This is a genomic window from Mycobacterium florentinum (genome assembly GCF_010730355.1).
GTDB lineage: Bacteria > Actinomycetota > Actinomycetes > Mycobacteriales > Mycobacteriaceae > Mycobacterium > Mycobacterium florentinum.
In genome coordinates, this window is record NZ_AP022576.1 from 1678616 (window position 1) to 1690090 (window position 11475).

Sequence of the window (11475 nt, forward strand, 5' to 3'; positions counted from 1 at the left end):
TCCTTCGGTTTGGTTACTGAAGTTGATTACTGAAAGAGCCTGATCGGGTTGACCAGGTCGGCGGTCACGGTCAGCAACATGTAGCCGACCACGAACACCAACACCACATAGGTCGCCGGCATCAGCTTGAGGTAGTTCACCGGCGCCGCCGCGACCATGCCGCGGGCCGAGCGGATGACGTTGCGGATCTTTTCGAACACCGCGACGGCGATGTGGCCGCCGTCGAACGGCAGCAGCGGCAACAGGTTGATCGCGCCCAGGATCAGGTTCAGCTGCGCCAGGAAGAACCAGAACGCCACCCACAACCCGTGGTCGACGGTGTCACCGCCGATGATGCTGGCGCCGACGACGCTCATCGGCGTCTGCGGGTCGCGCTGTCCACCGCCGATCGCATGCACCAGCGCGCCGACCTTGCCCGGGATGGCGACCAACGCCTTGCCCACCTCGGCGGTCAGGTCGCCGGTGAAGGCGAAGGTGGCGGGGATGGCGCCGAGCGCGCCGTAGTGCGTGGGCGCGACCTTGACGCCGCCGACGCCCATCGCGCCGACCGTCGAGGGTGCGGGCTTTGCGTCCTGACCGTTGCCTCCGCTGGGCAAGTAGCGCTGCGTTTGGGCGATATCGACGTAGGCGGTGATCGGGGTGCCGTCGCGTTCGACGACAACCGGGACGGTGCCGTGCAGCTTGCGGATCGCGGCGGCCATGTCGTCGAAGGTGGACACCTGGGTGTCTCCGACCTTGACGACGACGTCGCCGGGGCGGATGCCGGCCAGCGCGGCCGGACCGGGACCGGTGCAGTCCCCGAGCTTGCCTGGCGCGACTTCCGGTGCGATACAAGCGGTTTCGCCGACGATCGCCCGAGTGGGCGGGTGCAGGTTGGGCAGTCCCCAGACCAGTGCGATCACGTAGATCAGCACCACGCAGATGATGAAGTTCATGCCCGGGCCGGCGAAGAGCACCGCGACCCGCTTCCACGTCGTCTGCTTGTACATGGCCCGGTCGGTCTCGTCGGGCGCCAGGTCCTCGACCGGGGTCATCCCGGCGATGTCGCAGAAGCCGCCCAGCGGCACGGCCTTGACGCCGTACTCGGTCTCGCCGCGCCGGGTCGACCACAGCGTGGGACCGAAGCCGACGAAATAGCGGCGCACCTTCATACCGGTGGCACGAGCGACCCACATGTGGCCGCACTCGTGCAAGGCCACCGAGATCAGGATGGCCAGCGCGAACAGCACAATGCCGATTGCGAACATCATCAGGCGCTAGGACCTTTCTAAAACCATTCCCGAGACCTTGGCTGGGGCTGTAGTCGCGACCGCGCGCTGCGCTCGCTCCCGCGCCCAGCGCTGCGCGTCTAGTACCTCTTCCACGTTAGCCGGTGAAACGGCCCATTGGTCGGCGGCGCTCAGCACGTCGGCGATTGTTCCGACGATGGCCGGAAAGCCGATACGGCCGTCCAGGAAGGCCGCCGCGGCCTCTTCGTTGGCGGCGTTGTACACGGCGGTCATGCAGCCGCCGGTCTCGCCGGCCTGGCGGGCCAGCTCGACGGCCGGGAAAACGTCACTGTCCAACGGCTCGAATTCCCAGGTAGAGGCGGTGGTGAAGTCGCAGTAGGCGGCCGCGCCGGGCACCCGCCGCGGCCAGCCCAGCGCCAGCGAGATGGGCAGCTTCATGTCCGGCGGGCTGGCCTGGGCGATCGTCGAGCCATCGATGAACGTGACCATTGAATGAACAATCGACTGTGGGTGCACCACGACCTCGATGCGGTCGTAGGGGATGCCGAACAGCAGGTGGGTTTCGATGAGCTCGAGGCCCTTGTTCACCAGCGACGCCGAGTTCAGCGTGTTCATCGGGCCCATCGACCAGGTCGGATGGGCACCGGCCTGCTCCGGGGTGACGGCCTGAAGATCGGCGGCCGCCCAGCCGCGAAACGGTCCGCCCGAGGCGGTCAGCACCAGCTTGGCGACCTCGTCGGGCTCGCCGCCGCGCAGGCACTGGGCCAGTGCGGAGTGTTCGGAATCGACCGGCACGATCTGCCCCGGTCGCGCGGCCTTCAGGACCAGCGGACCGCCGGCGATCAGCGATTCCTTGTTGGCCAGCGCCAGCCGGGCCCCCGAGTGCAGCGCCGCCAGGGTCGGCCGCAGTCCCAGCGCCCCGACCAGGGCATTGAGCACGACGTCTGCCTCGGTCTCCTGGACCAGCCGGGTGACCGCTTCGGGGCCGTGGAAGGGCACGTCACCGAGCGTCGCGGCGGCGCGCTCGTCGGCGACGGCGATGTTGGTCACCCCGGTCTCGCCGCGTTGGCGGGCCAGCAGGTCCGGGTTCGACCCGCCGGCCGCCAGCCCGACCACCTCGAAGCGGTCCGGGTTGGCGGCGATGACCTCGAGCGCCTGGGTGCCGATGGAGCCGGTGCTGCCCAACACGAGCACGCGGATGGGGCCGTCGACCTGCGCTGCGGTGGTAGGCGTGGTCACTCACTCATTGTGCCTCCCGGTGGGGGGCCGCGGGCCATGGTGGCGCGAGTCTGCGCTTGCGGACTCCACCCTGCGCTTAGGGCGGGCAAACCGCGGAAGTCACGCCGTGGACGCAGGGTCGACGCCCCGCGACGCACACTCGACGCGACGAGTGCCGCCAGTGACGGCGTGTGCCAGAATCTCTGATCAGAAGACGATCCGATCCGAAGGGAATCGCCGTGGCCAGTACCGAGGTGGAGCACTACGACGGCGTCGACCCGGCCGAGGTGCCATCCGCCGGGTGGGGATGGAGCAAGATCAACATCCGCACCTGGCACGGCGTCGGCGTGTTCGGGGTCATCTTCCTGCTGGCGATGCTGCGCGGCAATCACGTCGGCCACGTCGAGGACAACTTCCTGATCGGGTTCGCCGTCCTCACCCTCTTCATCCTGATCCGAGACATCTGGGGCCGCCGGCGCGGCTGGATCCGCTAGCGCTCAGCCGCTGCTCAACGCCGCGCTCGTCGGTGCCAGGCGCTCACCAGCGCCGCGGCCACCAGTGCGACCAACGCCACAACCCACGGCCAGACGCCGTGCTGGTGCACCCAACCGGCCAGCGTGCCCTGTAGCCGCCCCGCCGCGAGGATCACCGCGTCCCGGGGATCGGCCGCGGCGTTCAGCAACCGCAACTCGTAGAGACCGTAGTAGCCGACGTAAAGCCCGACCAGGATCAGCAGCGCGCCGCCGATCCGGTTGACGAACGGCAGGATTCGGCGCAGCCGATCGGCCAGCGCCGAGCTCGCGGTCGCGGCGGCGATGGCGAGCACGCCGACCACCAGGGTCAGGCCCGCGACATACGCCAGATAGATCGACACCCCGGTGAGCACCGACCCGCTGCGCAGGCCCGCGGCGGTGACCGCCAGGAACGGCCCGATCGTGCACGACAGCGAGGCAATCGCGTAGCTGATGCCGTAGCCGTACATGCCCGTTATTCGCGTCGGGGCCCACCGCGGCCCCAACGACCGAGGCGTCAGCGCGGTCAGCTCCCGACCCGCGAGCAGCCAAATCCCAAGCGCGACAAGCACAATCCCGATCACCACGGTCGCGTACGGCAGGTATCGCTGCACCGCCGTGGCCGCCGAGATGGTCAACGCGCCGAACACCGCGAACACCGTCAGGAAACCGAGCGCCATGCCGGCGGTGGCGGCCAGCGCACGACCCAGGCCGCCAAGCGGACTGGGTCGCTCCCCGTCGCGCTGGCCGCGCACCACGAGCAGCAGGTAGGCGGGCAGCATGGCGAACCCGCACGGGTTCACCGCGGCCACCAGCCCGGCAGCGAATGCCAGACCGACGAGCCCCTGGTTCACTTCAGCGCGGCCACCCGGCCGGCCAGTTCCTGCTGGGACATCGCCGAGGTGGGGTTGTTGACGAACGTCGAGCTGCCGTCCGCCCGGTAGAACACGTACGCCGGCTGCCAGGGCACGTTGTAGCGCGCCCAGATCGAGCCGTCGGCGTCGTTGAGGTTGGTGAAGTTCAGGCCGTACTTGGAGACGAAAGCCTGCTCCGCGCCGACATCGGAGTGCCCCGCGATGCCGACGAAGGTGACACCCGGGTTGGCGGCCGCCACCTGGGCGACTCCGGGAGCTTCGGCGTTGCAGAACGGGCAGAACGGCGCCCAGAACCACAGCACCGCCGGTTTTCCTTGCAGGCCGGCGCCGTTGAACGGCGCACCACTCAGTGTGGTTCCGCTGAACTGCAGTCGATCGTCGGCGGCCTGTGCCCGCGGCGCGGCCGATACCAGGACAACCGCGACAAGGCCTGTCGCGATGGCCGCGGCAAACATCTTGAAGCGTGCTAACAAGCGAATCGTCATGCCAACCCCCTTCGCTGGACTGCTACCTCACAACACGTCGTAGCCGACCGCCTGGTTCAGCCCCTCTCGGCGGCCAGCTGTCCGCAGGCAGCGCTGATCTCGCGGCCACGGGTGTCGCGGACCGTGCACGAGACGCCTTTTGCCCGGACCCGCCGGACGAACTCGCGCTCGGTGTCCTTGGGGCTGGCGTCCCAGTCACTGCCCGGCGTCGGGTTGAGCGGAATCAGGTTCACGTGCACCAGCGGTCCGAGGGCGCCGTGCAGTCGCTTGCCGAGCACGTCGGCCCGCCAGGGCTGGTCGTTGACGTCGCGAATCAACGCGTATTCGATCGACACCCGCCGACCGGTCACGTCGCCGTAGTAGCGGGCGGCATCGAGCGCCTCGCTGATCTTCCAGCGGTTGTTGACCGGAACCAGCGTGTCGCGCAGTTCGTCGTCCGGCGCGTGCAGCGACAGCGCCAGCGTCACACCCAGCCGTTCGTAGGCGAGCTTGCGAATCGCCGGGGCCAGGCCGACCGTCGACACCGTCACCGAGCGGGCCGAGATGCCGAAGCCGTGCGGCGGCGCCTCGGTGATGCGCCGCACCGCGGCCAGCGTCCTGGCGTAATTGGCCAGCGGCTCCCCCATGCCCATGAACACCACGTTCGACAGCCGGTCACCGAACTCGTCGCGCAGCGTCACCGCAGCGGCGCGCACCTGCTCGGCGATCTCCGCCGTCGACAGGTTGCGGGTCAATCCGCCCTGGCCGGTCGCACAGAACGGACACGCCATGCCGCAGCCGGCCTGCGACGAGATGCACACGGTGTTGCGCTGCGGATAGCGCATCAGCACCGATTCGAAGGTGGTGCCATCGATGGCCCGCCACAACGTCTTTCGCGTCTGACCGGCGTCGCAGGTGATTTCGGTGGCGACGGTGAGCAGGTTCGGGAACATCGTCTCGGCGATCACATCGCGCACCGCCGCCGGCAGGTCGGTCATCTGCCGCGGGTCGGCGATCAGCCGGCCGTAGTACTGGTGGGCGAGCTGCTTGGCCCGAAACGCCGGCAGGCCGAGCTCCGCGACGGCCGACGCCCGGCCACCCGCGTCGAGGTCGGCGAGGTGCCGCGGCGGCCTGCCCGCGCGCGGTGCTTCGAATACCAGTTGTTGGACCATGACCCGTCCAGTATCGGTCAGTGATGGGCCTAGGGAACCAGGGTGAGCACGATCCAGGCCGCGACCGCCGAGGGCAGCACGCCGTCGAGCCGGTCCATCAAGCCGCCGTGACCGGGCAGCAGGCGCCCCATGTCCTTGATGCCGAGGTCCCGCTTGACCTGGGACTCGACCAGGTCGCCGAGCGTGCCGCTGAGCACCAGGACCAGACCCAGCAGCGCGCCGATCCACGCGGGTTTGCCCGCCAGCAGAGTCGCGGCCAGGATCGCCGCGGTGATGCCGCACACCAACGAGCCGACGAACCCCTCCCAGGACTTCTTCGGGCTGATCGTGGGGACCATCGGATGCTTGCCGAACAGCGCCCCCACGGCATATCCGCCGGTGTCGGAGGCGACGACGGTGAGCATCAGACAGAACACCCGTCCGGCGCCGTCGTGGGGATAGACGAGCAGGACGCCGAAGGAGGCGAACAGCGGGACCCAGGCGGCCAGGAAGACGGTGGCCGACGCGTCCCGCAGGTAGTTCGACGACGAGCCGGCGGTGGAATCACTGCGGCTGGGATCCGGCATGAACAACCGCCAGACATTGCAGGCCACGACGGTGGCGCCGAAGCCGGCCAGCGCGCCCGCGGCATGGAACGGCCAGGTCAGCCAAACGGTGACCTGGCCACCGACCAGCAACGGGATCACGGCAATGACGTAGCCGGCCTCGCGCAGCCGTCGCACCACCTCGTGGCTGGCGACCAGAATCGCGATGGCCACGATGAGCACCCAGAAGCGCGGAGCGAATACCAGCGTGGCGACGAGGGTGCCGCCGATCGCCGCGCCCACCGCGATCGCGGCGGGCAGGTCGCGTCCGGCCCGTGATGCCTTCTTGGCCGGTTGCGCCACGGTACTCTTGCCCCCCCGCGCGGACTCGCCGGGCGGGGTGCCTGGGCCGGCATCGAAGGTTGACACTGACTCGGTTGCTGAGCGGCCTAGACCTCCAGCAGCTCGCCTTCTTTGTGCTTGACCAGCTCGTCGATCTGGTTGACGTACTGCTGGGTGGTTTTGTCCAGGTCCTTTTCGGCGCGGCCGACCTCATCCTCGCCGGCCTCCCCGTCCTTGCGAATCCGGTGCAGTTCTTCCATCGACTTGCGACGGATGTTGCGCACCGAGACCTTGGCGTCCTCGCCCTTGCCCTTGGCCTGCTTGACCAGCTCGCGGCGGCGCTCCTCGGTCAGCTGCGGTACCGCCACCCGGATCAGGGTGCCGTCGTTGCTGGGGTTCACCCCGAGGTCGGAGTTGCGGATCGCCGTCTCGATGGCGTGCAACTGGTTGGCCTCGTACGGCTTGATCACCACCAGCCGGGCCTCCGGGACGTTGATGCTGGCCAGCTGGGTGATCGGGGTGGTGGTGCCGTAGTAGTCGATGACGATCCGGGAGAACATGCCCGGATTGGCGCGGCCGGTTCGGATGGTCGACAAGTCGTCACGGGCCACAGACACGGCCTTTTCCATTTTCTCTTCGGCGTCGAAGAGAGCCTCATCAATCATCGCGTCTTCCCCTCAAGTGGTAACCAGCGTTCCGATCTTCTCACCAGCGACCGCCCGAGCGATATTGCCGTTAGTCAGCAGGTTGAACACGAGGATCGGCATGCCATTGTCCATACACAGACTGAACGCGGTGGCATCGGCCACCCGCAGGCCCCGGTCGATGACTTCCCGATGACTGATGGCGGTGAGCAACTCGGCCTGCGGATTCACCCGCGGGTCCTCGGTGAACACACCGTCGACGGCCTTGGCCATCAGGACGACATCGGCGCCGATCTCCAGGGCGCGCTGCGCGGCCGTGGTGTCGGTGGAAAAGTACGGCAACCCCATGCCGGCGCCGAAGATGACCACGCGGCCCTTCTCCAGGTGGCGGACGGCCCGCAACGGGATGTAGGGCTCGGCCACCTGGCCCATCGTGATCGCGGTCTGGACTCGGGTGTCGATGCCTTCCTTCTGCAGAAAGTCCTGCAGCGCAAGGCTGTTCATCACGGTGCCGAGCATGCCCATATAGTCCGACCGGGTGCGCTCCATACCGCGCTGCTGAAGTTGTGCGCCACGGAAGAAGTTGCCGCCGCCGATCACGACGGCCACCTGCACCCCGTCGCGGACCACTTCGGCGATCTGGCGGGCCACCTGCGCCACGACATCGGGATCCAGCCCGACCTGGCCGCCGCCGAACATCTCGCCGCCGAGCTTGAGCAGCACCCGCGAATACTTGGCGCGCGGCTGGCCGGAGGATTGTCCGTCGTCGGTTGAAGAGGTCGGCACGCCGTTGGTGCTGGTGGGCTCGGGCTGCGTCATCAGACTCCTCGCATGACAGTGCCATCCCAGGCTCGGTAGCACAGCGACCCCACCCGGAACGGCAGTTCATATCCTGCCCCATCGCAGCACAATCTGGCGCCAGCGGGGTGATTTATTTGCGCGGTTGGCGAGCCGGATCGCTACCGGGGGCCGTCGGCGCAGGTCACAGTCGAATGCGCCACCGTCGCGACTTTGCTTCCGGTATCAAATGTTTGAGCTCCCAACCGGCTGGGAATCCGCACCAACGCGGCGGGGAAATTGTGGTCTTGAGAAGCAGGGCCGGAACACGCCGTATCACGGAATCGATCGTTAGCCGATCGTACGAGCGCATCAGTCGCTCGCCTCTCGTACGCCACTGAGGAGGAGTTAGTTCATGGCGGACAAGGAAAACTCTGGACCCGCGGAAGCCGTCAAGGGCGTCGTCGAAGACGTCAAGGGCAAGGTCAAGGAAGCCGCCGGCGCGCTTGCCGGTCGCGACGACCTCACCCGTGAAGGCCAAGCCCAGCAGGACAAGGCGGAAGCCCAGCGCGACGCGGCCAAGAAAGAAGCCGAGGCCGAAGCCGCCCGCGGCGCCGCGAAGGTAGCCGAGGAGCGCCAGAAGGCCAACCAATAGCTTGATTCGAAGATGGGTCCGGCCCGTATTGACGGGCCGGACCCATCTACATTTCCGGGGCCGTCTTGGGGCCCACTCAGGCAAATCCATCTCCATCAACCGTCGACTTCACCGGGCATTCGCCCGTACCCGAGCAACAAAGAAGGCATAGTTAACTCCCGAATGGGGTACTCAGCGCTGCGCTGGCGGACATCTCCCTGAGGTGCCGACGCGGTCGGGGGCGGCGACAGACCCTCATGAGGTATGGAGATGTCTTTGGACGTGCTACTTCTTTCCAATGCCGACGATTTCGCATCGGCGTTGCCGACCCTGGAGACGTTGACGCAAACGATTCGCCGGGTGCCGCTCTCCGACGAACTCGACGGACATCATGACAGTGCTGACGTGGCGATCATCGACGCGCGCACCGACCTCGCGGCAGCCCGCAGCGTCTGCCGCGGCCTGACGGCCAACGTGCCGGCCATCGCCGTCGTGGCCGTGGTCGCCCCGGCGCACTTCGCGTCGGTGGACGTCGACTGGCGCCTCGACGACGTGATGCTGCCGGCCACCGGCGCCGACGAGCTGGAGGCGCGGTTGCGCCTCGCGATCAAGCGGCGCCGCAGCGCGGTGGACGGCTGCTTGAAGTTCGGTGACCTGGTACTGCACCCCGCAAGTTTCGCCGCGTCGCTGTGCGGCAAGGACCTCAGCGTGACGGTCACCGAGTTCAGATTATTGAATTTCCTTGTGCAACATGCCGGTCGGGCATTCAGCCGCACTCGTCTGATGCACGAAGTGTGGGGATACGACTCCAACGGACGCGTCCGCACCGTCGACGTGCACGTGCGACGGTTACGCGCAAAGCTTGGCGCCGAGCACGAATCGATGGTCGACACCGTGCGCGGTGTGGGCTACATGGCGGTGACGCCGCCGCATCCGCAATGGATCGTCAACGACGTCGCGCCGAGCCCCGACCTCAACGGCCGCGCTCACCACTGAATCGCATTGCTGTTCGGCATATCTCGTAAGCAGCTCTGCCATTACGCAGACCTCCCCGCGCCACGGTCTGTGACGCGGGGAGGGTGTGCGGCAACTAGCCTCTGAACGGGCTTAGGTGTTCGCGTGCTCGTTGGGAGCCGGGCTCGGCAGCGCGCCAGGTGCCGGGGTGGTGTTCGGCATGTTCGGTGCCTCCGCCGGCGCCGAGCTGCCCTGCATGTTCGACGTCCAGATCAGGATGTCTTGCGTGCCCTCGTTGTACACAACGCCGTTCGGCGGTGCGCCGGTCACGTCGAAGTACAGCGTGCCGGTCGACTCGCTGCCCTGCTGAATCGGCGCGGGGTTGAGGCTGCCCGGGGCACCAACCTTGTCGATCACCCGGTAGTTCTGGCCGTTGGGCCCGCGGGCGATGAAGTCGTTGACCATCGGGGTGACCAGCCCGCCCTCGGACCGAGCGGTGACATCCGCCTGGTAGAGCGTGCCCTTCGGGGTGTAGCCCGGGATGGCGGTAGTGCTGGGCTGCAGGTTGCTCACCGTGTAGTTGGTGATCAGCGGCCCCTCAATGAGCTGCTGGCTGGTGCCGAAGCCCTGGATGTTGGGCGGCGCCGCGGAGGCGGTCGCCGCGGAGAAAAGGCCGACAGCAGCAATACCCGCGGTTCCGATCACCGATTTCATAGCAGTAGAAGTGAACTCCATAGCTAAATACCTTTCAGTCGAATCGTTACCATTGATTTCTCACGATGATTTCCCCCTGCACGGGTTATCACCGCACCATTGCCGCATAGCCAGTTACCGACAGCCCCAAACATCAGGGCCGTTGAACTGCAGAAACACCATTTCTGCAGCAAAATCGTGTGCGCCCCAGAATGCGCATACACCTCAAAAGGTCAGTTCAGCCCCAAATACCTCAATGGGCCTCAACAGTACAAACGACAATCTCGCCGCGCTAAACAAAACGGGGAGATTCGTTGCAAATTTGCAGTTCGCGCGGTCTAAACGTGACGCGTCCAGACGAGGAAATCGTCGTCGCCATCGGTGTACACCACACCGATGGGCCGCTGGCCGGTCACGTCGAAGTACAGTTCGCCGGAAGTCTGCCGGCCTGGATCGATAGGACTGGGGTCGAGGCCGTTGGGAACGGGTCCGATGTTGACGGGTGGATAGACCGTGCCGTTGAACGCCCTCGCCGCGAAGCGAGAGATCTGCGGCTGGACGGTTCCGGCATCCGATTTCGCCGTCACGTCGACCTGGTAGAGCCGCCCGGCGGGGTGGAAGCCGGGAATCGTCGCATCACTCGGGCGCAGGTTACTCACCGTGTACTCGGTGACCAGCGGGCCATCGACCGCCTGTTCGGTGGCGCCCAGGGCCTGAACGTTGGCGTCAGCCGTTGCGGCGGTGAAGATACTCGCCCCGGCTAACCCAGCGGCGCCGAGAGCCGCTTTCAGCGTCGTCGTGGTGAATGTCATTGTGAACCCCTGTCTCTGGTATCCCTCCAGTAGGCGGTGATACCCGACGGCGTCCGCGGGCCAAACGACGCGGCGCCGTGAGAGCACCGAATTGAGGCGCCGTTCAAGCACCGGTTACTTCGCATTCACCACCGCGTAACCACATCTCGTGGGCGGTGCCTACGTCGCGCCGCCGCGCGGATATGTCAATATCGCTGATATGGCTGCGACCGAAGATGCTCCGCTTGGATACCTGCTCTACCGAGTGGCAGCCGTGCTGCGACCCGAAGTTGCGGCCGTGTTGAGTCCGCTCGGCCTGACACTTCCCGAATTCGTTTGTCTGAGAATACTTTCCATGACGCCGGGGATGTCCAGCGCCGAGCTGTCGCGCAGCACCAATGTCACGCCGCAGGCGATGAACACGGTGTTGCGCGGGCTGGAAGAGGTTGGGGCGGTGGAACGGCCGACGTCGGTGTCCTCCGGGCGCGCGCTGCCGGCCACCCTGACCAGTCAGGGGCGCACGCTGCTGAAACGCGCGGAGGCCGCGGTCCGCAACGCCGATGACCGCATCCTGGGCAAGCTGACCGCGACGCAGCAGCGCGAATTCAAGCGGATGCTGGAAAAACTCGGCTCCGACTGACTCGGG

14 protein-coding genes are annotated in these 11475 nt (G+C 66.9%); 4 read left to right on the forward strand and 10 right to left on the reverse strand.

Annotated features, from left to right (window positions below; all coding sequences use genetic code 11):
* Positions 1–26: 26 nt before the first annotated feature.
* Positions 27–1250, reverse strand: a complete 1224-nt coding sequence (locus G6N55_RS07905) for a M50 family metallopeptidase (protein ID WP_085226418.1) — start codon at positions 1248–1250, stop codon at positions 27–29.
* A gap of 6 nt (positions 1251–1256) precedes the next feature.
* Positions 1257–2468, reverse strand: a complete 1212-nt coding sequence (dxr, locus tag G6N55_RS07910) for a 1-deoxy-D-xylulose-5-phosphate reductoisomerase (RefSeq protein ID WP_085226416.1) — start codon at positions 2466–2468, stop codon at positions 1257–1259.
* Between the two features lie 218 nt (positions 2469–2686).
* On the opposite strand from dxr, the gene G6N55_RS07915 reads away from it, so the two are divergent.
* A complete protein-coding gene (locus G6N55_RS07915) occupies positions 2687–2941 on the forward strand; it encodes a DUF2631 domain-containing protein (protein WP_085226414.1) in 255 nt (84 codons plus the stop codon).
* A 14-nt stretch (positions 2942–2955) separates the two neighbouring features.
* On the opposite strand, the gene G6N55_RS07920 is transcribed toward G6N55_RS07915, so the two are convergent.
* The 6 genes from G6N55_RS07920 to pyrH are packed head-to-tail and all read right to left on the reverse strand — an operon-like array spanning position 2956 to position 7799.
* Positions 2956–3813, reverse strand: a complete 858-nt coding sequence (locus G6N55_RS07920) for a cytochrome c biogenesis CcdA family protein (protein ID WP_085226412.1) — start codon at positions 3811–3813, stop codon at positions 2956–2958.
* Positions 3810–4319 (reverse strand): protein disulfide oxidoreductase, encoded by a 510-nt coding sequence (locus tag G6N55_RS07925; protein WP_085226410.1) that lies wholly within the window; start codon positions 4317–4319, stop codon positions 3810–3812. Before G6N55_RS07925 ends, G6N55_RS07920 begins: the two co-directional genes overlap by 4 nt.
* Positions 4320–4375: 56 nt before the next feature.
* Complete coding sequence (rlmN, locus tag G6N55_RS07930) at positions 4376–5470, reverse strand: 23S rRNA (adenine(2503)-C(2))-methyltransferase RlmN (RefSeq protein WP_085226408.1); 1095 nt, start codon at positions 5468–5470, stop codon at positions 4376–4378.
* Between the two features lie 29 nt (positions 5471–5499).
* The gene (locus tag G6N55_RS07935) at positions 5500–6423 is read right to left on the reverse strand and encodes a phosphatidate cytidylyltransferase (RefSeq protein WP_085226406.1); all 924 of its coding nucleotides are present in this window, start codon (positions 6421–6423) and stop codon (positions 5500–5502) included.
* 20 nt (positions 6424–6443) lie between these two features.
* Complete coding sequence (frr, locus tag G6N55_RS07940; RefSeq protein ID WP_085226404.1) at positions 6444–7001, reverse strand: ribosome recycling factor; 558 nt, start codon at positions 6999–7001, stop codon at positions 6444–6446.
* 12 nt (positions 7002–7013) lie between these two features.
* Positions 7014–7799, reverse strand: coding sequence for a UMP kinase (gene pyrH / locus G6N55_RS07945; RefSeq protein ID WP_085226402.1), 786 nt, complete (start codon positions 7797–7799; stop codon positions 7014–7016).
* Between the two features lie 373 nt (positions 7800–8172).
* Here pyrH and mbp1 point away from each other — a divergent pair, with 373 nt between their 5' ends.
* A complete protein-coding gene (gene mbp1 / locus G6N55_RS07950) occupies positions 8173–8412 on the forward strand; it encodes a microaggregate-binding protein 1 (RefSeq protein WP_085226401.1) in 240 nt (79 codons plus the stop codon).
* Positions 8413–8661: 249 nt separating this feature from the next.
* Positions 8662–9387: a winged helix-turn-helix domain-containing protein gene (locus G6N55_RS07955; protein ID WP_085227086.1), complete on the forward strand. Its 726-nt coding sequence runs from the start codon at positions 8662–8664 to the stop codon at positions 9385–9387.
* A gap of 111 nt (positions 9388–9498) precedes the next feature.
* Here the strand turns inward: G6N55_RS07955 and G6N55_RS07960 are convergent, their stop codons facing one another.
* Together G6N55_RS07960 and G6N55_RS07965 are read right to left on the reverse strand one after the other, a co-directional pair.
* The gene (locus tag G6N55_RS07960; RefSeq protein ID WP_085226399.1) at positions 9499–10080 is read right to left on the reverse strand and encodes an MPT63 family protein; all 582 of its coding nucleotides are present in this window, start codon (positions 10078–10080) and stop codon (positions 9499–9501) included.
* Between the two features lie 296 nt (positions 10081–10376).
* Positions 10377–10850, reverse strand: a complete 474-nt coding sequence (locus tag G6N55_RS07965; RefSeq protein ID WP_085226397.1) for a DUF1942 domain-containing protein — start codon at positions 10848–10850, stop codon at positions 10377–10379.
* Between the two features lie 199 nt (positions 10851–11049).
* On the opposite strand from G6N55_RS07965, the gene G6N55_RS07970 reads away from it, so the two are divergent.
* Positions 11050–11469, forward strand: a complete 420-nt coding sequence (locus tag G6N55_RS07970) for a MarR family winged helix-turn-helix transcriptional regulator (protein WP_085227084.1) — start codon at positions 11050–11052, stop codon at positions 11467–11469.
* Positions 11470–11475 lie beyond the last annotated feature (6 nt).

What these genes read in the sequence shown, in the direction of transcription:
- G6N55_RS07960 (WP_085226399.1), bottom strand. Translation starts at nt 10,080, where the DNA reads ATGGAGTTCACTTCTACTGCTATGAAATCGGTGATCGGAACCGCGGGT.
- G6N55_RS07905 (WP_085226418.1), bottom strand. Translation starts at nt 1,250, where the DNA reads ATGATGTTCGCAATCGGCATTGTGCTGTTCGCGCTGGCCATCCTGATC.
- G6N55_RS07965 (WP_085226397.1), bottom strand. Translation starts at nt 10,850, where the DNA reads ATGACATTCACCACGACGACGCTGAAAGCGGCTCTCGGCGCCGCTGGG.
- G6N55_RS07955 (WP_085227086.1), top strand. Translation starts at nt 8,662, where the DNA reads ATGTCTTTGGACGTGCTACTTCTTTCCAATGCCGACGATTTCGCATCG.
- G6N55_RS07925 (WP_085226410.1), bottom strand. Translation starts at nt 4,319, where the DNA reads ATGACGATTCGCTTGTTAGCACGCTTCAAGATGTTTGCCGCGGCCATC.
- pyrH (WP_085226402.1), bottom strand. Translation starts at nt 7,799, where the DNA reads ATGACGCAGCCCGAGCCCACCAGCACCAACGGCGTGCCGACCTCTTCA.
- frr (WP_085226404.1), bottom strand. Translation starts at nt 7,001, where the DNA reads ATGATTGATGAGGCTCTCTTCGACGCCGAAGAGAAAATGGAAAAGGCC.
- G6N55_RS07970 (WP_085227084.1), top strand. Translation starts at nt 11,050, where the DNA reads ATGGCTGCGACCGAAGATGCTCCGCTTGGATACCTGCTCTACCGAGTG.
- rlmN (WP_085226408.1), bottom strand. Translation starts at nt 5,470, where the DNA reads ATGGTCCAACAACTGGTATTCGAAGCACCGCGCGCGGGCAGGCCGCCG.
- mbp1 (WP_085226401.1), top strand. Translation starts at nt 8,173, where the DNA reads ATGGCGGACAAGGAAAACTCTGGACCCGCGGAAGCCGTCAAGGGCGTC.